Below are 25526 nucleotides of genomic sequence, written 5' to 3'. Positions count from 1 at the left end.
AAGAACTACAATTTGGTAGTGTAATAACAAAAATTCAAATATTGTATGGTATAATATAATTACCATATATAGAGGAAAAAGTTTTAGAAGTCTAAATAATAATGCTAGGTGGAGATACGGATGGGGTACGAAAAACAAGAAAATATTGCGGTAACAACTTCATTTTCCGATAATGCGTTATCCACAACACCGAGAGAGCATGATCTATATAATAAGAAAGATCCAGTTAAATCATTTGAACATAAAAATAAGTATGAGTTAATGTACCATGTTACTAAAAAAATATATTCAACAATGAATCCAAGCGATGTGTTATCTGAAATACTTAATACAATCCAATCTACGTATCCTAATTTTGCTTGTCAATTATTTTTATCTACAAACATCAACAATGATGAGTTACCTGCAAAAGAATTAATCTATAATGAAGAATTTGCTCATAAACTGAGCGTCCAATCTTTTTCAACTGGAGAAATAAAAATTGATCAAAACAGTTTAAAAAATAGAACAAGGTTGTATGCCCCATTACGTGGAAAGCAAGGGATTTATGGTGTGCTCCAAATAGAAGTGGATAAAATCATTGAATTCTCGTCAGATACGATAGATTTTATTCGCTTTTTAGCGGATACAGCAGGAAATGCGTTAGAAAATGCTCAATTATACCAACAATCTACACAACTTATATTAGATTTGCAGTTAATTAATGATATTACACATCAGTTAAATGCAAGTTTAAGGTTATCAGATACTGCGAATTATTTAAAAGAGCAGTTGATTAAATCATTTCAAGTGGAAGATGTTGCTTTTATTTTGTTCGATGAAGAAGAGAACTTTAATTTGTTACGGGAGTCTTCTCCATACTTCTTGAACACTTCACTCAAATGGTTTGAAAATAAAATATTCCCAGAGATTCAATCTGAAAAGGAAGCAATTTTTTTAGGTGATTTTTCAAAAAAATATCCTGAATGTACGGTCGAGCTTCGATCTATCATGATTATACCTATGATACAATCTGAACATATAAATGGAGTTATTATCCTGACACATCATCAACCTAACTTTTTCTCGTTTAATGACTTCAAACTTATTCAATCTATCGTTCATCATTCGACATTAGCATTTGCAAATTCTAGTTTGCGAGAGCAGTTGGAGCTATCGGTAATAACAGATTATCTTACGAAATTGTATTCCAGAAGATATTTAGATGAAAAATGTGAAGCGCATCTACAATCAGGTAAGCAAGGAGTTTTTTTATTACTTGATATAGATGACTTTAAAAAAGTGAATGATACGTATGGACATGAGGTAGGCGACTCATTAATTATTCAGGTAGCCAATATCATTCAAAAGAACATTATGGATATAGGTTTTGCGGCAAGGTGGGGAGGAGAAGAGTTGGCTGTATATCTTCCTGAAGTAAATATTGAAGATGGAATGCGTGTTGCATCACAACTTGTCATTCAAATTGAGGAACAAACCGATCCGTTAATTACGGTTTCAGTAGGAATTGCATATTGGCATCGAGATAATCGAGAAAGTATGTGTGGAATATTTGATCGAGCAGATCGTTCTTTGTACGAAGCAAAGCGTTTAGGCAAGAACGGCGTTGCAAAAGTAACTTGAAATAGAAATTTTAACCAGAAAGCGTTTGAGACCAAACGCTTTCTGATCTTAAGGATTACATTTTTAAAATATAAACTTAGATATGCTTTTTCAATACTTCAACAAACTGTTCTAAACACTCCTGATCCACTTCATCAAAAGTGTTTTTGTTTGGGCTGTCAATGTCTAGTACACCAAACACTTGATCATCTATAATAATAGGGATAACAATTTCTGATTGGCTTGCTGCATCACAAGCAATATGGCCAGGAAATTGATTAACATCTGAAACTAACTGTGTTTCTCTCTTGCTTACTGCCGTTCCACATACGCCTTTTCCTACAGGGATTCGTACACATGCTGGTAACCCTTGAAAAGGACCTAACACTAGTTCATCTTCCTTTAATACATAAAAGCCTACCCAATTAATATCAGATAAAAACTGATTTAAGAGTGCGGATGCATTGGATAAATTAGCAATTCTATCTGTTTCTCCATCCAACAATGCATCTAACTGTTTAATAACCAACTGGTAATTGTCTTCTCTCGTTGATGTATATAATTCCTTATGAAACATAAGGATCCCTCCTTCATTGAATTTCCTAAAAAGATTATGGCATAAAACCGATAGAAACAATAGACAAATGCTTCGAATAAAAGTATATTTTTTTATAGACTAAAATAAAATTTTACAGCAAAGAATATAAATTTGTAAATTAAAAAAGGAAATAAGCATCTTTTAAAGAAGAAATTTGTCATTCTGTTAATAATTTTGATTTTTTTTAGCAAAAAATTGCGTGAACATGATATTATAGTAATAATACATAATAATTAAAATGTTCGAGTTAAAAGTGACTATATTTATTCATTTATTTTAAAACAAATGAATAATTAAATGATAACAAATAGAATAGATCGGTTTCGGTTGAGGAGGATTCGCGTGGTTGGCTATATCATTGGTGGAATTCTAGTATTAATTGTAATAATAATTATTGGATTAATTTTAAGAAAAAAGATATATGATGCAGTAGATCAGCATGAAAGCTGGAAAATGGATATTATGAATCGTAATGTGACTGGCGAGCTTCAACGTGTAAAAAGCTTGAATTTATCTGGTGAAACACAAGATAAGTTCGAAGCTTGGAAAAGTACGTGGGATCAAATTTTAACAAGAGATTTACCTGATATTGAAGAATATTTATTAGATGCGGAAGAAGCAGCAGATCGTTTTCGTATTTCAACAGCTAAGAAAAATCTTAAAGAAGTAGAAACTATTTTGCAAAACATTGAAGAGCTAATTGAGAAAATGTTTAAAGAATTAGATGACTTACTTGATTCTGAGAAGCAAAGTCGAAAACAGATTGAAGAGATACAGCCTCGCATTAAAGAATTACGTCATTCATTACTGCAAAATCGATATCTTTATGGAGAAGCAGAGCCAAAGTTTGAAGCTCAAATCATAGAGCTTCAACAATTATTAGAAAGATATCAAGAGGAAGTAGAACAAGGGAATTATTATGAAGCAAAAGATTTAGTGGTTCAACTTACTGACTCAGTAGACGAAGTAGCAGAAAAGTTAGAAGAATTTCCGGTGATTTATAAAAAGTGCAAAACAGAATTGCCCGATCAAATAAAAGATTTATTAGCAGGAATAAATCAAATGAAAGATGAAGGGTATCGTATTGAGCACTTAGGTTTAGAAAAAGAATTAAATAACTACTTAGATCAGCTGGCTGTAAGTGTTAAGCAACTCGAAGATCTAGAAATGTATCATGTTTATGAATTGATTCAAGCAATTGAAGATAGGTTAACCGAGGTTTATGAAATGCTTGAAGAAGAAGCAAAAGCTAAAAGCTATATTGAAAGTCATATAAATAGTGTGAAATCTACTCTTGCAAGTGCAATTACTGATTTTAAAGAGACAAATGAAGAGGTAGATTTATTACAACAAACTTATTACTTAGAAGAAAATGATTTAGAATTATATGCTAATTTAGACAAATGGATACACCAGCTTGAGAAACAAATTGCTCAAATAGAGCTGGATTTAGAAAGTGAATCACAGACATATGTCACACTAAAGAATCAATTGAAATCAACGAAAGATGATTTAGAACAATTACATCATTCTCATAAGGAATTTAAAGAGCAACTACAAACGATTCGAAAAGATGAAATAGAAGCAAGAGAAAAGGTTGTGAACCTAAAACGACAGTTGTTTGACACGAATAAAAAACTTCAAAACAGTAATTTACCAGGAGTTCCATCTTATTTATGGAATTTAGTTGATGAAGCAACAGATAGAAGTGATGCAGTCATTGAAAAACTAGAAAAGCAACCATTAGATATGGGCGAAGTAATGCATGCTTTATCAGAGGCAGAAAATACAGTAAACACATTAGTTAACCAAAGTGATGCAATGATTGAACAGGCTTACCTAGTAGAACGTGTCATACAATACGCAAACCGTTATCGCAGTAAATATCCATTGTTGGCAACGAAATTACAAGAAGCCGAAACAAAATTTAGAAATTATGAGTATGAGCAAGCACTGGACACCGCTGCTAATGCACTTGAAGAAATTGAGCCAGGTGCATTGCTACGATTAAAAGAATTTGTGGATATCACCACTTAAGGTAGGTTGAATAAGATTGAAAAAAGGTTTAATAATTAGCTTAGCTGCATCATCAATAATGGTATGGTTGTTGTTTTTTGTATTGCTTGTTGGACAAACTGAAGCGAATAAAGCGGTTGATCATGCTGGAATTGCTTTTCAAAAAAGTAAACTAGAATATGGTTCAGAGCAATTTGTAGATTGGAAAGAAAATGATAACAAACAACAAACAGTCGCACTTAATGATGGTGCGAATGAACAAACATCAAAGAATGATGATCAAACACAAGCAATTATGTATGAAATGGAAAAAGATAACCCCATGCCAATTGATAAATTATTAAGCGAATTAAATATTCATTAGTGTCTTATTAAATCCCTTACTGCATTTATAGTAAGGGATTTTTAATTAATAATGACAAAAATGTGATAGTAAAAAGAAATATGTGATTATTTTGCGTAGACTCCTTTTTATTATCCTCGTTCTGTGTTAACATAATGCATTGCATAAACGAGAATAAGGAGACATAAAATGATCTACTTTGATAATAGCGCAACGACAAGACCGTATGCTAATGTGTTACAAAGTTTTCAAGAAGTATCACAGCGATACTATGGTAATCCATCATCTATTCATCGCTTTGGTTTTGAAGCGGAAAAATTACTTAGAAAGGCCCATGAACAAGCTGCTTCTATTTTAAATGTTGAGGCAAGCGAGGTGGTTTTCACATCTGGAGGAACAGAAGGAAATAATATGGCGATCAAGGGCATCGCATTAGCTCATCAAAACAAGGGCAAACATATTATTACAACGACAATTGAACATCCTTCTGTACTTGAAGCATGTAAATCATTAGAGGAAATTGGTTTTGATGTAACTTATTTACCTGTCGATAAAACCGGTATCGTTAATGTTGATGAATTGGAAGCAGCGTTACGAGATGATACCATTCTTGTTAGTGTGATGCATGTTAATAATGAGGTCGGATCAATTCAACCAATCGAAAAGATAGCGAAGTTAATTAAACATCGTAAAAAAACTTTTTTTCATGTTGATCACGTACAAGGTTTTGGTAAAGTTCCATTAACCCTTATTGATAGTGGAATAGATCTATGTACAATCTCTGGTCACAAAATTCATGGATTAAAAGGTACAGGTTTATTATATATAAGAAACAGTGTTCATTTATTTTCGTTGTTTGACGGTGGTGCACAACAAAATAACTATCGCTCAGGTACGGAAAATGTTGCAGGTATTGTGTCTCTTGTAAAAGCGATGCGCATAATTAATGAGAAGCAAAAAAATAATAAAAATTATTTGAATGAATTAAATAAATTGATGCGTAAATCTTTGAATGATTTACCGCATATTCACTTTAATACAATAGAAAATCAAGCTCCGCATATTTTAAATTTTTCTATACCTGGTTATAAACCAGAAGTAATTATTCATGCACTTGGTGAAAGAGACATTTTTATCTCGACGAAATCAGCCTGCTCATCAAAAAAACCTGACGAGAGTGCTGTTTTACGCGCAATGGATATGTCAACCGAAATTGCAAAGTCAGGTCTTCGAGTAAGCTTTTCATATGAAAACACACACGAAGAGGTTGAATTATTTTGTCGTTCTTTACGAAAGGTAACAAAACAACTAAGTTTAGTAATGGGGTAGAAACTATGTTATATGATCATATTTTAATACGTTATGGAGAACTTTCATTAAAAGGTAAAAACCGAAAAAAATTTATATTTCAATTACATGAAAATGTTCGAACAAAGTTAAAGCAATATCCAGCAGTTAAGATTCATAATGCAAGAGATCGAATGACTATCATGTTAAACGGACAAGCGCCTGATCCAATTCTTGATGCTTGTCAATCCATCTTTGGAATTCAAAGTCTTAGCTTAGCAATAAAAGTTGAAAATGATGAAAATAAAATTAAGGAAGCAGCATTAGCAGCCTTAACGGATCATAAAGCCGGTACAACATTTAAAATTACAACGCGAAGAGCAGATAAAAGTTTTCCAATCGGATCCCAAGAATTTAATCATGTAGTAGGATCACATTTATTAAGAAATACAGAAGAATATACAGTTGATGTACATCATCCAGACGTGGAAATTCATATTGATATACGAACTCAAGCTACCTATATCACGTCTAAAAGAATAAAAGGAGCAGCTGGTCTTCCTGTTGGTTCAGCTGGGAAAACAGCATTATTACTATCTGGCGGAATTGATAGTCCTGTGGCAGGTTATTTGATGATGCGAAGAGGTGTAAGGCTGGAAGTGATACATTTTCATTCTCCTCCTTTTACAAGTGAAGCAGCGAAACAGAAAGTAATCGATCTTGCAAAACAATTAACTTATTACGGGAATCAAATTAAAGTGCATGTTGTACCTTTTGCTACACTACAGCAGAAGATTCATAAAAATATACCGCATGGTTATTCGATGACTGTGATGCGTCGGATGATGCTGAAAATAAGTGAAAAAATTGCGGAACGAGAAAACATCTTATCGATAACAACCGGCGAAAGTCTTGGTCAAGTAGCTAGTCAAACCATGCAGAGTATGCATGCCATTAATGATGTGACAAACTATCCTGTTTTACGCCCTTTAGTTTCAATGGATAAGGAAGAGATTATTCGTATTGCAAAAGAAATTAAGACGTATGACATATCAATCAGACCACATGAAGATTGCTGTACTGTATTTGTGCCAAAAGCTCCAAAAACAAAACCTAAACTTGATAAAGTTAAATATTTTGAAAGCTTAATCAACATGGAAGATGATATACAGAATATGATGAATAACATTGAAACAATAATGTTAACAGAGGATTCTGAAGCGAACGATTTTGAGGCGCTATTTTAGCATATGAAGCTTGTTCATGTACATTAAGAAATATAGGTTATTATTGAAACAACTACCAGTTTTTTTTCCGTATGACATCTCCTCTTCCTGCACATTCTAGTAATGTACCACAGAGGAGGTGAAAAAACATGGCTAACAATTCTTCAAACAACTTAGTAGTTCCTGGTGTAAGTCAAGCATTGGATCAAATGAAGTATGAGATTGCTCAAGAATTTGGTGTAAATCTTGGTCCTGATACAACTGCTCGCGCTAACGGATCTGTTGGTGGTGAGATTACAAAACGTCTAGTTCAAATGGCTGAACAACAACTAGGTGGACAACCAAAATAATATATAATGGCTTAGAGTAGTGCTTATATAAGCACTACTCTTTATTTTTAAAATACTCGATTATATTAGAGGAAGGTACGTTTGATTCTTTCCCAATAATTGTTGTTAGGTAGTTTAATCATTTGAATATAACGACCAGACATTCCTACAGTTATATCTTTTATATTTCGAATAGAATAAGCTTCATTATCTAATCCGATGATTGGATAGTCGTTACCATCTTGAATAATCTCTAAACGTAATTTTTTATCTTTTGATAAAACTAAAGATGTTCCAAGCGTACGATAATAATTATTGTTAAGTGATGCAATCTCGGTCATTTGAAAACACGGAATAGTCGGGTCTAAAATCGCCCCTTGTGTAGACTTGTTATACCCTGTACTTCCTGTTGGAGTTGCAACAATTAAACCGTCTCCTCGAAATCTTTCTAAGTAAGTATCATTGATGTATACATCGATCGCGATTGTTTTTATAATGGAAGAACGTAAACTTGCTTCATTCAAACAATAGAAAGGCGTTTCTCCATTTATAGAAACATCGATAATAGGAAATTTCTCAGCCTGTAGATTGTCAGATGAAAGAGCCTCGAACATTTTTTTAGGGGAATCGAAAGAAAAATCACTATATAACCCCGCTTGATTATCCTTTGTCATACCTACATAAAGACAATCATTTCTAAATCCAGTATTACGAACTCCTTGTAAATACACACCGTCATCACCTAAGCAAATGATAATATCTGCCGTTTTCCGATCTTTGCTTACTTCAAACCCATATGTATGTGCTAGTGCTGCTAATGAATCGACCTCTTCGCTGTTAACGCTTTCTTTAGTGTAATAAAAATAAATAGATGATGCCATTATTATTCCTCCTTTATTAATCTTTAATATTAACATATATCCAAAAAACAAGGCTTCTAAACATAAATTCGAAAAGTAAGGTTTATGAGCGATATATTCACACCATACTAATGTAAAAGGGGTGAAACTTTATGTTAATCATAATTGTCATCATTTTATTGATCTTAATTGTACTTAGTCTTGCCATGCTATTACGAGTGAAACTTAGATGTGAACTAATTTATGATCAAGGTGTTCGAGTGTTGATTCAAGTAACAATTGCACAGATTCCCTTAACTACATTTGATAGAACGTGGGATGTACCTACCGAAGATGATCTAGACGAAACAGACCAGTTGATCCATCAATCGAACGAGCAGCTGTTAAAAATAAAAGAAAAAACAAATTTAAAAAATCGTAAGACCAAAATAAGCAAGTATTTAAAAAAAGTATCGCTAGAAATTGAATCTTGGGAAACAACGATCGGAACAAAAAATGCAGCAGCAACAGGTATGCTTACTGGTGCATGTTGGGCGATTAAAGGCTCTGTACTGGCAATGTTAGAGCAGTTGTTTCACATAACAGATCAACCCTCTATGCAGATTCACGCCGATTTTGAGAAGCCTATTTTAAAATCAATGTGTACGTGTATCTTTTCTCTACGTTTAGGACAAGCTATTTATACATATAGACAGGTAAATAAGTCAATAAAAGCAAGAAATGTATAACTACAAAAAGGAGCTATGTAATATGAACAATAATCATCCTATTGAAGGTCTTATGACTACGGCAATGGAAAATTTAAAACAAATTGTTGATGTGAATACAATTATAGGTGATCCCATACAATCGCCAGATGGGAGTACAATTATTACCGTTTCAAAAGTAGGGTTTGGTTTTGCGGCAGGCGGTAGTGAATTTGGTCAAGCAAATCAGTCAGATGACAGTGATTCATCGGAAGCGACGTACCCTTTTGGAGGCGGAAGTGGTGGAGGAGTTACGATTACGCCAGTAGGATTTTTAATTATAAACAAACAAGGTGTACAAATGGTTCATTTAGATCAACATGCTAATTTGTATGAGAAGATGGTTGAAGTTGCACCTCAAGCCCTTGATAAAATTAAAGAGATTTTGTCTAAAAACCAAGGAGACAGTGAGTCAAGTAACTAAAAATGCTAGACAACTATAAGGAATGCCTTCATAATATGGATGGCATTCTTTTTCATGTTAAGATACATAGTGAGGAATTAAATAACGAACTAGGTTATTTTGAAAGGCAGGGAGTTAAGTGAAACAAGAAAATGTAGAACAAAATTTTGAGAAGTTAAATAACATAGTAGAAAACATTGAAACAAAAGAAAATATTACTTATTTGGAAAGCCTGGTTATTGCTTTAGAATATATTTTTTCACAAGTATCAAGTAGTGAATTAATGCAAGATACTGTTCATTACCTTAATGAAAATGCAAAAGAGATTACTTTAGACAAACTGGAAAAGGAAGAGATTCGAAAAATCATTCAATTAGCAACTTTAAAAGGGATGCGAGGAGCAACACAACAACAGCATCTTATCACACCTGATACAGTTGCAATGTTTATGGGGTACATTGTTAATAAATTTGCTGGTAGCGAAGAAAAACTCAGCATTTTTGATCCTGCAATAGGTTCTGGAAATTTGATCTCATCTATTGTTAATCAATTAGGGACTGAATATATTGCTTATGGGAGCGATGTTGATACGACGTTAATTCAATTAGCGTCAATGAGTGCGAACCTTCAAGAAATAGATATCGACTTATTCCATCAAGATAGTCTACAACCATTTTTATTAGAACCAGTTGACGTAGTTGTGTCGGATCTGCCTGTTGGTTATTATCCAGATGATTTTAGAGCAAAGTCATTCGATTTAAGATCTGATGAAGGACATTCATACGCACACCACCTATTTATTGAGCAAAGTTTACATTATACAAAAGAAGCAGGTTTCTTGATGTTTGTTGTTCCAAATTTCTTGTTTAATAGTGATCAGTCAGATAAGTTGCATTTGTTTTTACAAAAGCATGCACATATTGTAGCTTTATTACAATTGCCAAATAGTATTTTCACATCGGAGCAACAGGCAAAAAGTATTTTAGTTTTGCAAAAAAAGGGAGAAAATACAAAACCGCCGAAACAGGCTTTAATTGCGCAATTACCTTCTTTTAAAAATCCGAATGCGACGCTACAAATGATTGAAAAGATAAATCATTGGTTTAAAGAAGAAGGATTTTAATTATTAGAAAATAAGAAATTTTGTAGGAAAACGTTAACATTAAAGCTTTATGTTGCAATCTGTCGACATACTTGGTTAGAATAGTATTGGATATACTAAATTGGACCCGAATTGAAAGGATTGAATAATGTTGAGTAACGTGTTAGCAATAAATGCCGGTAGTTCGTCATTAAAATTTCAATTATTCGAAATGCCAAATGAAACTGTTTTAGCAAAAGGTTTAGTAGAGCGTATTGGTATTAAAGATTCTGTTTTTACGCTAGAGTACGATGAGAATAAAGATTCAATCACAACAGATATACCTGATCATGAAGTCGCTGTTAAATTATTATTAGAAAAACTAAAGGCTTCTGGAGTAATCAACTCACTAGAAGAAATTGATGGTATCGGTCATCGTGTCGTACATGGTGGAGAGAAGTTTAGTGATTCTGTTTTAGCAACAGATGAAGTTATTCAAGAGATTGAAGAAGTATCTGAATTAGCGCCGTTGCACAATCCAGCAAACTTAACTGGAATTCGTGCGTTTAAAGAGATTCTTCCTAATGTACCATCAGTCGCTGTTTTTGATACAGCATTTCACCAAACAATGCCGGAACAATCTTATTTATACAGCTTGCCATACGAATATTACGAAAAATATGGTATTCGTAAGTACGGCTTTCATGGTACATCACACAAATATGTATCTGAGCGTGCAGCAGATTTAATGAGTGTACCTTTAGATAAGTTACGCTTGATTACGTGTCACTTAGGTAATGGTGCGAGTATTGCTGCTGTAGAAAATGGTGAATCAATTGATACATCTATGGGATTCACTCCACTTGCAGGTGTAACAATGGGTACGCGTTCTGGTAACATTGATCCTGCTCTAATTCCATATATTATGGAGAAGACAGGAAAAACTGTAGCAGAAGTATTGCATGTATTAAATAAAGAGAGCGGTATGCTTGCATTATCTGGATTCTCTAGTGATTTAAGAGATATTCAAGAAAAAGCGGAAAATGGAGATAACCGTGCAGAATTGTCTCTAAAAATATTCGCTGAACGTATTCACCAATATATTGGATCTTATGCTGCTAAAATGCATGGAGTAGATGCAATCATTTTTACAGCTGGAGTTGGTGAGAACAGTAAAGAAGTAAGAGAACGTGTATTAGAAGGACTAGAATTTATGGGTGTATATTGGGATCGCGCTCTAAATGATGTTCGAGGAAAAGAAGCATTTGTTAACTATCCTCATTCACCAGTTAAAGTAATTGTTATCCCAACGAATGAAGAAGTTATGATTGCTCGCGATGTACAGCGTTTAGCATGGTAAGCAATGTAATAATAACTAATGGTTTTTCCATGGTACACACAATCATACATTTGTGACGTATGGATCAACACTAAATATTAGCCGACTTTTTTCTATTTCAATTATATAGAAGGAAGTTGGCTTTTAATTTCTTAAATATAACTAGAATGAAAAAAGGAAATGCGAGAAGAACTCGCATTTCCTTATATTAATGTAATTAGTTATTATAACTTATTCTTCCTCTTCTTCGTGTTCCGAGCGTACGACTAGGACATCACATGAAGCGTATCTCGTAATATTTTCTGATACACTCCCAATTAAAAACCGCTCTACAGCATTTAATCCAGTTGCACCACAAATGATTAAGTCAGCATTGAATTTTTTCGCTACATGTTTCGGAATTCTAATTTTCGGAGAACCATAATCAATATGTGCCTCCACATAGGAAACCCCTTCAGCTGTGGCTTGTTGTTTATACCCCTCGAGTAATTGTTTAGCGTACATTTCAGAACGATTAATTAGTGATTGATCATAAGTTTCAGCAGTTGAAATTGTTTTTGTATCAACAACATGAGCAATAATTAATTGTGCTTCATTACGTTTAGCAATAGCAATTGCTTGTTTAAATGCTTTTTCGGAAGCTTGTGAACCATCTACTGCGACTACAATGTGCTTATAATTGGTTGTCATAGAAAACACTCCCTTACTCTTAAGTTACTTTCATTGTATCATATTTAGTTATTTTCTGGCATAAATGAATAATAATAAACAGTGATAATCCTAAGTAATTAGTATGGTATGAGCAGGTGTTTGTGTTAAAATAAAAAAAACAAATAAATTTTGAAACTATTTTTGTATATAAGCCGTACATAATAATATAAAGATTAGAGAGAGGTGCATCAATGGGAATATTCTCTAAGCTTTTTCAGAAAAAAGAGAATAAAGAAGTAGTGAAAGAAAGGGATCCGTTATCGATTGAAGTAGGAGATATTGTTGTATATGATTTAGTTGATTACGAAGTGGTAGGAAAAATCACTTACAGACAAGATGCTTACGAATGGATTAGTTATCAGTTGCTAGAAGGAAGAAATACAATCTGGCTATCAGCTGAAATGGATGATGAATTGGAATTAGGGATTTATAAAAACATTCCATTATCTGTCCAAAAACCTTACCCTCAACAATTGGAGTATGAGGGGCGTGCCTATTATTTAGATGAGCAGGGCCAAGCTCGTGTTGTAGGAGAGGGTAGAAGTCGTAATGTCAATGGTAGAATGATTAGCTATGCAGAATATTATGATGAAGCAGAAGAGTCATTTATCAGCATAGAGGATTGGGGCAGTGAGTTAGAGGCTAGTATTGGATCTGAGATAGAGGAATATGAAATAAAAATAATTGCAGGTTCATAATTTTAAAGGAGGAAATAAGTAATGTTTAAATTTTTTAATCGTGTTAAAACAGTAGTAAGTTCAGAATTGAATTCTATGTTGGATAAAGCTGAAGATCCGGTGAAGATGCTTGATCAGTTTATGAGAGATATGGAAACAGATATACGTGATGCTGAGAGTGCAGTCGCAAAACAAATTGCTAATGAAAAAATGTTGAAGCGTAAATATGATGATGCTCAAGCAATGGTTGAGAAGCGTCAATCACAGGCGGAAAAAGCAATCGAAGCTGGTAATGAAGATCTTGCTCGTCGTGCATTAGAGGATAAACAAGAGCACACACAACAGGCAGAATCATTAAAAGAATCTTGGGATCGCGCAAAACAAGATGCGGACCAGTTGCGTACTAAATTAGACGAAATGAAAAAAGAGTATCAAGAAATGAAATTGAAGAAAGATTCATTAAAAGCACGTGCGGAATCAGCTAAAACAAGAACGAAAATCAATCGTACCATGTCTTCTATTGGTAATGATGAATCTAAACAAGGGTTCTCTAGAATGGAAGAGAAAGTATTACAATATGAAGCAGAAGCTGATACAAGTGATGATATGTCAGCGGCAAGTCGTTCATTAGATGATGAGTTTGATTCACTTGAAACGAATCAAGTTGATGATGAATTAGCGGCTTTAAAAAAGAAAATGGGTAAAGAATAATACATTTATAAAAGAGAAATAATTTAAGTCAAAACAATATTTCTTAAAAGAAAATACAAACATCTATTTTAATGTAGAAGAACAAACACCGCTGTGGAAATATACTCTCTTTCCGCAGGCACGGCTTCAGCTAACTCATTAAAGCCAAAAACGCTTTAATGAGTGGATCTTCAGCTCGCGCTGTTCCTGCAGGAGTATTGTATATTTCCACAGCTAATTTACTTGCACAAATTAAGAAATAAACTATAACCGATTTTGTTAAACTTATAAAACGTTTCCTATTTCATGATATTTAATTATGGTCTTGGCTATTTTTTTGATTCATATTTTGTAGTAAACCGCTACTCACTTCATAATAGAAAGGAGGAAAATGATTATAATGAAAAAATGGCTTTTATTACTTATTCTTATACTCCTTACTTTACTTACTGCTTGTGGAGAAACTGAACCTGCTTCTGTTGCCGAAATTCCAGATGAACCATCGAAAGCGGAATTATCTAACAGTCTCAATAACCAGTTTTCTAACGATATTGAAAATGTTTTAGCCAATGTTTTTTATAAATTAGATACTGTAGTAAGTGATTCGGCTGAAGCAAACATCTATGCAACGAGACAATTCACACTAGATGAATTAGTTGATGAAGTCGCTAGCGCTATTCCACCGACAGAAACAAGTGAAAAATACGATAACCAGCAAATGTTAATCTATCCAAACCATTTTGTTACGTTTAAACAAAGTGAAGAAGACAATCAAGTGATCCTTATAGAAGTTGCACCAGACACTTTTGTTCGAAATAATTATTCTCCTAACTACTTAAATAATTTCTTTGCTTTTGCTATGTTAAATCGAATGTTGTCTGCGAATAATTGGGCTGAAAGTCGTCGTAATACTTGTGCAACTGGCAGTTGTTATGGAGGATACTCAACTGGAACGAAAACATTTGGTGGAGATGTCGTAACGAATCGAACGAATCGAGGCATGTTTTCCACTCGAGGTGGAGGACCAAGTGCTGGAAAATAATATAAAGGAGGAAAAATAAAATGAATGCATTTCTAGCAACATTTATATATTTTGTATTGGCGATTGTTGTTGTATTAGTAGGTTTAGTCATTTTTGAATGGATAACGACTAAATATAAAGATTGGGATGAGGTATCAAATGGGAATCATGCTGTAGCCTTATCTATCGCAGGTAAAATCATAGGTATTTGTATTATTTTATCTTTTGCGATTTATCATAGTGTTACCGTTTGGGAAACGATTGTATGGGGCGGATATGGTGTCGTTTTACAAATGATTGCTTATCTTCTATTTGAACTCTTTACGCGTAAATTTTCTGTTCAAGACAAAATTAAGCAAAATAATATTGCAGTAGGGATTATTTCTTTTGCGGTATCACTAGGCTTAGCTTTTGTTATTGGCGCTTCTATTACATAAATAAAAAGCTGAATGGTTATGGAAGGTCTGGCTAAACAGTCAGGTCTTCTTTTTTGAAAAAATGCAATGGAGTGAGATATTTTGAATCAATTAGCAGTTCGACAAAGTCACTTTATTTATTGGGCATCTGGAATTGTTTCCATCTGTGGAATTATCTTTGAGGTGTTATTCGGTGCTTTAGGTTCTTACATACTTGGTGATGGGGTAAAACAATATACACTGACTATCTCACTTTTTCTTACCGGAATGGGAATTGGAGCTAGTGTAAGTGAAAGGGTAATGAAAAATTTAATTGTTGCTTTTGTATATATTGAATTTTTAGTAGCTTTAATTGGTGGTTTTTCAAGTTTTGCGATGTTTGGAATTACTGCTTTCTCACCAGCTGGTACAGATGCGCTATTTTTATATTTGATCACATTATCTGTTGGTGCACTCACTGGTGTGGAATTACCTATTTTAATAAGAAAGGCAAATGAAATAGGTGTATCACTAAATCGTAGTACAGCTAGAGTGCTATTCTCTGATTATGCTGGAGGACTTGTAGGGGGACTTTTATTTGCCTTCTTTTTAAGACCACAGTTAGGTATGGTTAAGACAGCATTTTTAGTAGGATGTATTAATTTAGCGGTAGCGATGACTGTATTATTTCTTTTTCGAAAAGAGATGAAACGTTTTGTAGTTCATTTATTTGTTGGAATATTCATTGGAATCTTATTAATACTTGGTTTACTATTTGGTGAAGAAATGGCCTTCACTTTTGAACAAAAATTGTACAAAGACCCTATTATTCATATGGAAGAAACGCAATATCAAAAAGTAATCATGACACAAAATCAAGATGATGTAAGGTTATATTTAAATGGGGCACTTCAACTAAGTTCTATTGATGAACACCGTTACCACGAGACGTTAGTCCACCCAACCATGGAACAAGCAAATCCTATTGATGATGTACTAATTCTAGGTGGTGGTGATGGAGTTGCAGCAAAAGAAGTATTGAAATATAAGGAAGTGGAGTCCATTACTTTAGTAGATTTAGACCCTGCAGTTGTAGAATTAGCAAAAACCAACGAAAAGCTACTAAAATTAAACGAACATGCACTAGACAACGAAAAGGTGACGGTTGTTCATCAAGATGGTTATAATTTCTTGGAAGAGACAGATAGAATATTTGATGTGATAATCATTGACTTGCCTGATCCCAATGATGAAAGCTTAAATAAACTTTATACGAAGGAGTTTTATGCATTAGCTCGAAATCACATGTCATTACATGGTTCTATGATGATTCAAGCCACAAGTCCATACTTTGCTCCAGAAGCATATTGGACTATTTCAAAGACGATAGAATCCAATGATTTGAACGTAGAAAACCTTCATGTAGATGTACCTAGCTTTGGGAATTGGGGATTTGTTTTAGCAAGTAGACAACCAATAGATTTAGACCAGATGACGATAAATGTAGATACCGATTATTTGACTACTGATATTCTTTCATCTCTCAATAAGTTTGGAAAAGATATTGATAAAAAAATTATCCGGAATGGGGAAAAGGTTGTTATTGAACCGAACACGTTGATTGACCCTAGGTTGATCCAAATCTATGAGCGATCTTGGGAGTATTATTAAAGTTAGTTGTATTATTTACTGTTCCACCTCAAAAAAATGCGCATTTAATTTCATCACCAAAATACGGTGATGTTTTTATTTTTATTTAAGATTATAGCGTCAAACATGTTTCAACTAACCAATGCATAAAATAATCATAAAACAAGCATGAGGAGTGATTTAAATGAAACAAATGAAACAGTATGCGCTGCTCCGCCTTTTGTTGGCGGGATTCTTAATCTATATGGCTTATCCTTCAATCGAAGCGCAAGCGACTAGTACAGCTCATTTATTTTGGTTTAGTTGGTTAGGATTTTTATTATTAGTAATAGGAGCTAATTTAGCGGTTGTTTTAAGAATAAATCACCATGCACCACAATACACAACAGAAATTAATCAACCAGTGAAAATGAAAAATTGATACGAACACCACTTATCTGTATAATAACACTAAGAAATAATATTATTAGTACAGATAGAAAGAATGGTGACAACCTTGGCTACAAAACATGAACAGATTCTATTATTCATAGAATCACTCAAGGTAGGAAATAAAATATCAGTAAGACAAATCGCTAAAGAATTGAATGTTAGTGAAGGTACTGCTTATCGAGCAATTAAGCAAGCAGAAAATCAAGGCCTAGTAAGCACGATAGAACGTGTGGGCACCATTCGAATTGAACAGAAGAAAAAAGAAAACTTCGAACATCTTACGTTTGCAGAAATCGTTGGTATTGTTGATGGACAAGTATTAGGTGGAAGAGAAGGGTTATACAAAACACTACATAAGTTTGTTATTGGCGCAATGAAATTAGATGCAATGATGCGTTATACGGAAAAGGATTCTTTATTAATTGTAGGTAATCGTGTAGAAGCACATGAATTAGCAATTAATGAAGGAGCGGCTGTATTAATTACTGGTGGCTTTGATACAGATGATCATGTCAAACGTTTAGCAGACGAAAAAAAGCTCCCTATTATATCAACAAGTTATGATACCTTTACAGTAGCAACAATGATTAACCGGGCCATCTATGATCAATTAATCAAGAAAGAGATTGTTTTAGTTGGTGATATTTATACTTCCTTTGATGATACACATTACTTAGCTGGGAAGGATACGTTGCAGAAGTGGTATGAATTAAATGAACAGACAACACATAGTAGATACCCGGTTACAGATGATCAGAATCGAGTAATTGGTATTGTCACTTCAAAAGATATTATCGGTAAACAACATCATTTGTTGATTGATAAGGTGATGACGAAGAATCCAATGACTGTCTTAAAAGAAACCTCCTTAGCTTATGCCGCACACATGATGGTTTGGGAAGGCATCGAAATTATGCCCGTAGTAGACAATCATAATAAATTACTTGGTCTTATATCGAGACAAGATGTTTTGAAGGCACTACAGCATGTTCAAAGACAACCACAGATCGGTGAAACCATTGATGACATTGTAACAAATAGATTAACGTCCGTTTCAAATGACGCAAATGATGTGATTTTTCGTTCAGATGTAACTCCACAAATGACAAATGCATTAGGGACACTATCTTATGGAGTCCTTGTATCATTTGTTACTGAAGCAGGTAGTAGGTTAATTAGACACTTAAGAAAAGGCGATTTAGTCGTTGAAAATATTTCTGTGTATTTTATTAAACCTGTACAGCTTGATAGTACATTAGAAATTCGTCCTCGCTTACTAGAAATTGGTCGAAAATCTGCTAAAATTGATATTGAAGTTTACAACGAAAAAGATATTGTAAGTAAAGCTATTCTAATTGCGCAATTAATTGATCGTTACTAGTAAAAAGAGGTGAAACGATGAATAAAAAAGAAACCATTATACAAAAGATTAAAGACTATGATCGTGTAATCATTCATAGGCATGTTCGTCCCGATCCAGATGCGTATGGTTCTCAAGTTGGATTAGCTAAGATTATTCAGTCTAGCTTCCCAGGAAAAGAAGTATATGTCGTCGGTGATGATGATCCTGGTCTTTCCTTTCTGGCTACGATGGATAATGTGTCAGACGATTTATTTAAGGATGCAGTTGCGATAATCTGTGATACTGCGAATACAGCTCGAATTGCTGATGACCGCTATCGTCATGCCAAGGAGATAATTAAAATTGACCACCATCCAGAAGTGGATGTGTATGGTGATGTTTCATGGGTTGATACAAACGCAAGTTCAACCAGTGAAATGATTGTTGAATTATTTAAAACGTCGTCTAATGAAGAGTTAGTTATGCCGCCCGAAGCTGCTAGATTGTTATATAGCGGTATAATTGGGGATACAGGTAGATTCTTGTTTCCAAGTACAACAGAAAAAACATTTCGTTATGCATCAGAATTAGTTAGTTATGATTTTGATCGCAACCAATTATATAATGAGTTATACAAGACTTCTTTAAATATCGCACGTCTAAAAGGCTATATTTTGCAGCATTTTACAATGAGTGACCAAGGAGTAAGTGCAATTAAGCTTACAAAAGAAGTACTAAAAGAATATAATCTTACAAGTAAACAAACGAGTAGTCTTGTAGGAGTATTAGGTGATATAGAGGGAATTAAAACGTGGGTCATTTTTGTGGAAGAAGATGATTTAATTCGCGTACGATTACGCTCGAAAGGCCCTGCAATTAATGACATCGCTGCTCGTTTTAACGGTGGAGGACATCCGTTAGCAGCTGGTGCAACCATTTACGACTGGAAAGAAAGTGACAAAGTAGTTACAGCATTAGAAGAAGCTTGTAAAAATAATTGATTGTATGAAACAGCCTATATCATATCAGTTCATTTGTTAGAACAATATGATATAGGCTTATTATATTAATTTGCCGGGTGTAATTTAATGTGTACTTCTAACGTTTCTTTAATAAATAGATGCTGTACATCAGCTTGGTAGGAAAAATTGTGTATGCTATAAACTTTGTTTTCAAGCGTTCGAATTAAAAAAGAAAAATTTTTAGACAAATCATCTACTTCTTTTCCAATTGCCTCATTTATTTCTTGTTTAATCGTTTCTTCAAACTCTCTTATAATTAAATTATCCAAATCCAGCTGATTCTGATTGGTTATCTTTATTTCAATGGAAGATACAGTTGATCTTTTTTGATAACGCTGATCTAATTGTTTGTTATTTTCTTCTAAAGCTTGATAATTTGATTTTATTTCTTGCAATTGTGCTCGAAGCTCTAAGTTTTCTTCGATCCAACCTTCATAAAGCTGACCATACATATAAACAAAAATAAAAAAAGCAATCATTGCTCCAACAAAAGTTCCAGCTAAGAAACGTTGCCAGCTCTCACGTTTATAATACGGTGGAATATGCATTATTCTATTTCCTCTTGAATAAACCATTCAATAACAAGTAATGCAGTTTGTACGCCCCCCATGGCAGTAATGATAATGATAATTTGTTTTAACATATCAATCGTAGATCCTTCAAAAATTCCTCTTTCAAAATTAGAGATTGCGTCAAATGTTCCTCCAATTGCTGCTACAATTGCCCAAATACGCAAGCTTTTAGCTATTCTCCCCATTAGTGTAAGGGGAGGTTCTCCGGTTGCGAATGCCCCAATACTTCCAATAAATGCCCCACCAATGATAACACCTAGAGCAATGAAGTAACATTGAATCATGGATGCTAGAAAGCGTTCTTCCATTATTACTTACTCCTTTATTTGATAAAATAATATGTCGAGTATAAACTAATAGCAATATTCATTTTAAATAAACATTGTTTGATACAATATATGAAACAAGCATATCTCATATGTTATTGATTTTAAGTAAAAGGTAAATCAGCTATAATAGATAGAAGAGTTCGCAATAGAAAGAAGGGAATACATTGGCATTTTCTCATTTGTTTGTAAGAAGCGGTTATACTTTTATGAAAAGTACGGTGAAAATACCGGAGCTAATAAATAAAGCAAAACAATATGATATGCAGGCTGTTGCATTAACAGATGAAATGGTGATGTATGGAGCGATTAAGTTTTATCAACTTGCAAAGCAGGTTGGAATTAAGCCTATTATAGGTATGGTTATACACGTCAAGGAAGAAGATGGGCAGATCTATTCTTGTATTGTACTAGCACAAAATAGTAACGGCTATAAAAATCTGCTTCAGCTTAGTTCGTGGATTCAGTTAGAAGAAAAACAATCCATCACATTAGACGAACTTCAACCATATGTAAGCGATAATTACGTTATTTTACCTGTAAGTCATTCAAGACTAGCTGAATCGTTAGAAACAGAAGATTATCATGCATCGACATTATATATTAATCACTGGAACAATACATTAGGAATCAATGTACATATAGGTATTCAAAAAGGTGAACGAAAACAATTCTCCTTTTTAAAGGAACTGATGCAGGCATTGCCAAATCGAGCAGTCGCTATTCATGATGTATGTTATTTAGATGAAACGGATTATAAAGCATATACCTGTTTACGAGCAATCGATAACGGGTCAAAATGGTCCGAGAACCAATCGAATACTGGGAATAGACAATTTTTTTGTCAGGAAGATGAAATAAAAAGAGATTTTTCAGATTGGTTGGAGCTTGTTGAAGAAACAGAAAATATAGTTGATAACTGTAATGTGACAATAAGATTAAACGACCCTGTGCTGCCGAAGTTTCCTATTAAAGAAAACAGATCGGCTGCGGATCAGTTAAAGGAATTGTGTGAACAAGCATCATTAGAAAAGTATCCTAAACAAACCGAAACTGTTCAGAAACGAATCCAGCATGAATTAACGTTAATCGAGCAGATGAATTTTAGTGACTATTTTTTAATTGTTTCTGATTTCGTAGGCTACGCAAAAAATAATGGCATTATGGTTGGACCAGGTCGTGGGTCTGCTGCAGGTTCAATTGTTGCATATTTATTAAATATAACTGAAGTAGATCCAATCAAATATGATCTACTTTTTGAACGATTTTTAAATCCTGAGCGTGTAACCATGCCGGATATTGATATTGATTTTTCCGATCACCGAAGAGATGAAGTCATTACTTATGTAAAAGATAAATATGGTCAAGACCATGTCGCGCAAATTGGTACATTTGGAACATTTGCTACCCGATCAATTATAAGAGAATTAGCGAAAGTAATGGACATATCTGCTGAAGACGTCGCATTTATTTTAAATGAAATTCCGAAACAAGATGCACAGTCAATCGTCAAAAGTGTTAAGTCTTCAAATAACTTAATGAATTATATTAGGGAGTCCCCTAAATTACAACAGCTGTTCAAGATTGCAAGAACATTAGAAGGTTTGCCACGGCACTTATCTACTCATGCCGCTGGATTAATTATTAGTGAAGAACCGCTCGTGGATCGAGTAGCATTAACAAAAGGACAGAATGAAATACAACTAACACAGTTTTCTATGTATGATGTAGAGTCTCTAGGTCTATTAAAAATTGATTTCTTGGGCCTTAGAAACCTTTCTTTGATGGAGCGGATTGTTCGCTCGATCCAAATGTTTGAAAATAAACAAATGCAATTAAAAGACATACCATTTAATGACGAGAAAACATTCACATTATTACAACAAGCATTTACAAACGGTGTGTTTCAATTAGAATCTTCAGGAATGCAAGACGTACTTCGAAAGCTGAAACCAGAATCATTTGAAGATATTGTTGCTGTCAATGCCTTGTATAGGCCTGGACCGAAAGAGTTTATTGCTACGTACATTGATCGGAAGCATGGTAAAGAGAAAATAGACTATCTACATCCAGATTTAGAACCGATTCTACAACAAACTTATGGTGTACTAGTATACCAAGAACAAATTATGCAAATCGCAAATCAAATTGCAGGATTGTCTCTTGGACAAGCAGACCTTCTTCGTCGAGCTGTAAGTAAAAAGAACAAAGAGGAAATGCAGCATTTGGAGCAAGATTTTGTAAAAGGATGTAGAAATAAAGGGTATAGTGATGACGTAGCACGTAGTTTATTTGATTGGATCGTTCGCTTTTCTAATTATGGATTTAACCGAAGTCATGCAGTAGCATACAGTAAAATTTCCTATCAATTAGCATATTTAAAAGCACATTATCCAAACTATTTTCTCGCAGAAGCTCTAAGCAGTGTAACAGGACATCAAGAAAAAATAAGATTGTATTTATATGAAGCTAAGAATCTTCATATTAGTGTATTACCCCCATCGATTAACAAAAGCTTTGGGAAATTCAGTGTGGATAAACAAGGAATTCGTTTTGGACTGGCAGCAGTAAAAGGGGTAGGTTATCAGGTTGTTAAAGAGATTGTTCAGGTTCGTAAAAAACGACCATTTACTAGTTTATTTGATTTTTGTATGCGTGTTTCTTTAAAAGTAGTGAATCGGGCTGTCCTAGAATCTCTTATCTTGGTAGGAGCTTTTGATGAATTATTAGATAATCGAGCTTCATTATTAGCTACAATCGATCAAGCGCTCGAGCAAGCTGAACTGTTTAATGAATTTGCGGATCAATCTTCTTTTTTTGAAAATGAGTTAGAGTTAGATGATGACTATGTGAAAGTAGAGCCTTTTACAATGATACAGCAATTAAATGCTGAGAAAGAATTACTTGGTGTGTATGTTTCGAATCATCCACTTTCCATGCAACGAAAGCAATTAGATAGAGAAAACTATTTAATTTTAAGTCATGCAAAAGATTATGTAGGTAAAAGAAATATAAAAATGGTAGGTATCGTACAAGCTGTTAAAATTATCCGAACAAAAAAAGGAGAACAAATGGCTTTTTTGACTATTTCAGATGAGACTTATGAATTAGACGCAGTTCTTTTTCCTGAACAATATCGACAAGTAAGGCAATGGCTAAAAGAAGAAATGTATATTGAATTATTAGGAAAAATGGAGTGGCGTAATAATAAAGAACAGGTTTTAATCTCTCAGCTGGAACCTTTTGATTTCACTGAAAAGAAAGAGACTGGTAACACTAGAATTTATATAAAGGTAGATACTGAGGAAGAAACTGAAGCATTAAAACTTTTAGCAGAAATGGCTAAAAAATATCCGGGTAATTCTGAAGTAATGATCTACCATGCTCCGAAAGAGAGAACATATCAATTAGCAGCTTCATACGATTTATCTATAGAAAAAAGTTGTATACTGTCATTATATAGTACATTTGGTCGAGAAAATGTAGTAGTAAAAGAATGAAAAAAAGTGTATTTTACTATAGCTTTACACGCTTTTTCGATCTGCTATAATGGAATAGTTATTTGTATGAAGATGAATAAGCATTGGGAAGTAATAATCAGAAAAGTATAAGTAGTGCTTTATAACAAATATAAAAGGAGAGCACAAGTATGTCTACGTTAAAAAATCAAGCTTTGGCAATGCATCAGAATTCAAAAGGGAAATTATCTGTTCAATCAAAGGTTAGTGTCAAAAATCAAGAAGATTTAAGTCTGGCATATTCTCCAGGGGTAGCAGAGCCATGTAAAGAAATTGCTGCAAATAAGCAGTTAGCTTATACGTACACCATGAAATCAAATATGGTTGGTGTCGTTACAGACGGATCAGCGGTGCTAGGTCTTGGGAATATTGGCCCTCAAGCCGCATTGCCTGTAATGGAAGGTAAAGCAATTTTGTTTAAGGATTTTGGAAATGTTGATGCTTTTCCTATATGTCTTGATACACAAAACGTAGATGAAGTGATACAGGCTGTAAAACTAATTGCTCCAACTTTTGGCGGAATCAATCTAGAAGATATTGCTGCACCTAATTGCTTTCACATAGAAGCGTCTTTAAAAAAGCAATTAGATATTCCTGTTTTTCATGATGATCAACATGGTACAGCAATTGTAACAGTTGCTGGTTTGTATAATGCGCTTCGTTTGGTCAATAAGGACTTCGAGAGCATTAGAGTAGTAGTAAATGGAGCTGGAGCCGCAGGTGTTGCTATTGTGAGGTTGCTAAGTCATTTTGGGGTGAAGGATATGATTCTGTGTGACTCAAAAGGTGCCATTTATAAAGGAAGAGCAGAAGGAATGAATGCAATAAAAGAAGAAATTGCATCCTACACAAATTCATCCAATATAAAAGGTGATCTAACAGAAGCGATGAAAGATGCAGATGTGTTTATTGGTGTGTCACTCGCAAACCTCGTTTCTAAAGAAATGGTCCATTCGATGAATGAGAAACCAATCGTGTTTGCAATGGCAAATCCAGATCCAGAGATCAAACCAGAAGATGCTATCGAAGCAGGTGCTTATATTGTAGGGACTGGACGCTCAGATTATCCGAACCAAGTGAATAATGTCTTGGCATTTCCAGGAATATTTAGAGGTGCACTTGATGTTCAAGCATCAGATATTAATGAAGAAATGAAAGTGGCAGCAGTCAAAGCTATAGCTACCTTAATTACGGAGGCAGATTTAACACCTGAGTATGTGATCCCGAATCCGTTCGATGAGCGAGTTTCTTCTAGAGTTGCTCAAGCTGTTGCTGAAGCAGCAATTCAATCTGGTGTAGCAAAAAAATAACGCTACACATCGTTTGTAAATATAAACTAA

25 protein-coding genes are annotated in these 25526 nt (G+C 34.0%); 20 read left to right on the top strand and 5 right to left on the bottom strand.

Going from position 1 to position 25526, the window contains the following annotated elements; translation table 11 throughout:
- Positions 1–120 precede the first annotated feature (120 nt).
- Positions 121–1623, top strand: coding sequence for a sensor domain-containing diguanylate cyclase (locus HP569_RS10310; protein ID WP_182201094.1), 1503 nt, complete (start codon positions 121–123; stop codon positions 1621–1623).
- Between the two features lie 76 nt (positions 1624–1699).
- Here the strand turns inward: HP569_RS10310 and HP569_RS10305 are convergent, their stop codons facing one another.
- The gene (locus tag HP569_RS10305) at positions 1700–2179 is read right to left on the bottom strand and encodes a GAF domain-containing protein (protein WP_182201093.1); all 480 of its coding nucleotides are present in this window, start codon (positions 2177–2179) and stop codon (positions 1700–1702) included.
- A gap of 363 nt (positions 2180–2542) precedes the next feature.
- On the opposite strand from HP569_RS10305, the gene ezrA reads away from it, so the two are divergent.
- The 5 genes from ezrA (at position 2543) to HP569_RS10280 (ending at position 7422) form a co-directional block, all read left to right on the top strand.
- Complete coding sequence (ezrA, locus tag HP569_RS10300; RefSeq protein WP_182201092.1) at positions 2543–4237, top strand: septation ring formation regulator EzrA; 1695 nt, start codon at positions 2543–2545, stop codon at positions 4235–4237.
- Between the two features lie 16 nt (positions 4238–4253).
- Positions 4254–4580, top strand: coding sequence for a hypothetical protein (locus HP569_RS10295; protein WP_182201091.1), 327 nt, complete (start codon positions 4254–4256; stop codon positions 4578–4580).
- Between the two features lie 168 nt (positions 4581–4748).
- Entirely contained in the window at positions 4749–5888 is a 1140-nt protein-coding gene (locus tag HP569_RS10290; RefSeq protein ID WP_182201090.1) for a cysteine desulfurase family protein, read from the top strand.
- A 5-nt stretch (positions 5889–5893) separates the two neighbouring features.
- Positions 5894–7093, top strand: a complete 1200-nt coding sequence (thiI, locus tag HP569_RS10285) for a tRNA uracil 4-sulfurtransferase ThiI (protein WP_182201089.1) — start codon at positions 5894–5896, stop codon at positions 7091–7093.
- A 128-nt stretch (positions 7094–7221) separates the two neighbouring features.
- Positions 7222–7422, top strand: a complete 201-nt coding sequence (locus HP569_RS10280; RefSeq protein WP_182201088.1) for an alpha/beta-type small acid-soluble spore protein — start codon at positions 7222–7224, stop codon at positions 7420–7422.
- Positions 7423–7487: 65 nt separating this feature from the next.
- Here the strand turns inward: HP569_RS10280 and HP569_RS10275 are convergent, their stop codons facing one another.
- A complete protein-coding gene (locus HP569_RS10275; protein WP_182201087.1) occupies positions 7488–8282 on the bottom strand; it encodes an NAD kinase in 795 nt (264 codons plus the stop codon).
- A 131-nt stretch (positions 8283–8413) separates the two neighbouring features.
- Here HP569_RS10275 and HP569_RS10270 point away from each other — a divergent pair, with 131 nt between their 5' ends.
- The 4 genes from HP569_RS10270 to HP569_RS10255 all read left to right on the top strand — a co-directional run bounded on the left by HP569_RS10270 (position 8414) and on the right by HP569_RS10255 (position 11851).
- Entirely contained in the window at positions 8414–8989 is a 576-nt protein-coding gene (locus HP569_RS10270; protein WP_182201086.1) for a DUF2953 domain-containing protein, read from the top strand.
- Between the two features lie 22 nt (positions 8990–9011).
- On the top strand, positions 9012–9431 hold the full coding sequence (ytfJ, locus tag HP569_RS10265) for a GerW family sporulation protein (RefSeq protein WP_182201085.1): 420 nt from the start codon (positions 9012–9014) through the stop codon (positions 9429–9431).
- Positions 9432–9549: 118 nt separating this feature from the next.
- Entirely contained in the window at positions 9550–10533 is a 984-nt protein-coding gene (locus HP569_RS10260; protein WP_182201084.1) for a class I SAM-dependent methyltransferase, read from the top strand.
- 130 nt (positions 10534–10663) lie between these two features.
- Positions 10664–11851 (top strand): acetate kinase, encoded by a 1188-nt coding sequence (locus HP569_RS10255; RefSeq protein WP_182201083.1) that lies wholly within the window; start codon positions 10664–10666, stop codon positions 11849–11851.
- A gap of 210 nt (positions 11852–12061) precedes the next feature.
- On the opposite strand, the gene HP569_RS10250 is transcribed toward HP569_RS10255, so the two are convergent.
- Positions 12062–12520, bottom strand: coding sequence for a universal stress protein (locus tag HP569_RS10250; RefSeq protein WP_182201082.1), 459 nt, complete (start codon positions 12518–12520; stop codon positions 12062–12064).
- Between the two features lie 212 nt (positions 12521–12732).
- On the opposite strand from HP569_RS10250, the gene HP569_RS10245 reads away from it, so the two are divergent.
- From HP569_RS10245 to HP569_RS10210, 8 genes are all read left to right on the top strand, one after another.
- Entirely contained in the window at positions 12733–13239 is a 507-nt protein-coding gene (locus tag HP569_RS10245) for a DUF4178 domain-containing protein (RefSeq protein WP_182201081.1), read from the top strand.
- A 21-nt stretch (positions 13240–13260) separates the two neighbouring features.
- The gene (locus HP569_RS10240) at positions 13261–13929 is read left to right on the top strand and encodes a PspA/IM30 family protein (RefSeq protein ID WP_182201080.1); all 669 of its coding nucleotides are present in this window, start codon (positions 13261–13263) and stop codon (positions 13927–13929) included.
- Positions 13930–14308: 379 nt separating this feature from the next.
- Positions 14309–14950: a DUF4247 domain-containing protein gene (locus tag HP569_RS10235; protein WP_182201079.1), complete on the top strand. Its 642-nt coding sequence runs from the start codon at positions 14309–14311 to the stop codon at positions 14948–14950.
- Positions 14951–14970: 20 nt separating this feature from the next.
- Complete coding sequence (locus HP569_RS10230; RefSeq protein ID WP_182201078.1) at positions 14971–15366, top strand: DUF350 domain-containing protein; 396 nt, start codon at positions 14971–14973, stop codon at positions 15364–15366.
- Positions 15367–15444: 78 nt separating this feature from the next.
- A complete protein-coding gene (locus HP569_RS10225) occupies positions 15445–16995 on the top strand; it encodes a polyamine aminopropyltransferase (protein WP_182201136.1) in 1551 nt (516 codons plus the stop codon).
- A 163-nt stretch (positions 16996–17158) separates the two neighbouring features.
- Complete coding sequence (locus tag HP569_RS10220; RefSeq protein ID WP_246367102.1) at positions 17159–17395, top strand: hypothetical protein; 237 nt, start codon at positions 17159–17161, stop codon at positions 17393–17395.
- Between the two features lie 75 nt (positions 17396–17470).
- Positions 17471–18787, top strand: a complete 1317-nt coding sequence (locus tag HP569_RS10215) for a DRTGG domain-containing protein (protein ID WP_182201077.1) — start codon at positions 17471–17473, stop codon at positions 18785–18787.
- 17 nt (positions 18788–18804) lie between these two features.
- Positions 18805–19749 (top strand): DHH family phosphoesterase, encoded by a 945-nt coding sequence (locus HP569_RS10210; protein WP_182201076.1) that lies wholly within the window; start codon positions 18805–18807, stop codon positions 19747–19749.
- A 65-nt stretch (positions 19750–19814) separates the two neighbouring features.
- Here the strand turns inward: HP569_RS10210 and ytrI are convergent, their stop codons facing one another.
- Together ytrI and ytrH are read right to left on the bottom strand one after the other, a co-directional pair.
- Positions 19815–20318: a sporulation membrane protein YtrI gene (ytrI, locus tag HP569_RS10205; RefSeq protein WP_182201075.1), complete on the bottom strand. Its 504-nt coding sequence runs from the start codon at positions 20316–20318 to the stop codon at positions 19815–19817.
- Complete coding sequence (gene ytrH / locus HP569_RS10200) at positions 20318–20650, bottom strand: sporulation membrane protein YtrH (protein ID WP_182201074.1); 333 nt, start codon at positions 20648–20650, stop codon at positions 20318–20320. Before ytrH ends, ytrI begins: the two co-directional genes overlap by 1 nt.
- 185 nt (positions 20651–20835) lie before the next feature.
- Here ytrH and dnaE point away from each other — a divergent pair, with 185 nt between their 5' ends.
- Positions 20836–24168 (top strand): DNA polymerase III subunit alpha, encoded by a 3333-nt coding sequence (gene dnaE, locus HP569_RS10195; protein ID WP_182201073.1) that lies wholly within the window; start codon positions 20836–20838, stop codon positions 24166–24168.
- 149 nt (positions 24169–24317) lie between these two features.
- A complete protein-coding gene (locus HP569_RS10190) occupies positions 24318–25496 on the top strand; it encodes an NAD(P)-dependent malic enzyme (protein ID WP_182201072.1) in 1179 nt (392 codons plus the stop codon).
- The last annotated feature ends 30 nt before the right edge of the window (positions 25497–25526 follow it).

It is taken from the genome of Paraliobacillus salinarum (assembly GCF_014083865.1).
Classification (GTDB): Bacteria; Bacillota; Bacilli; order Bacillales; family Amphibacillaceae; genus Paraliobacillus; species Paraliobacillus salinarum.
This window is presented reverse-complemented; position numbering and strand designations above follow the sequence as displayed.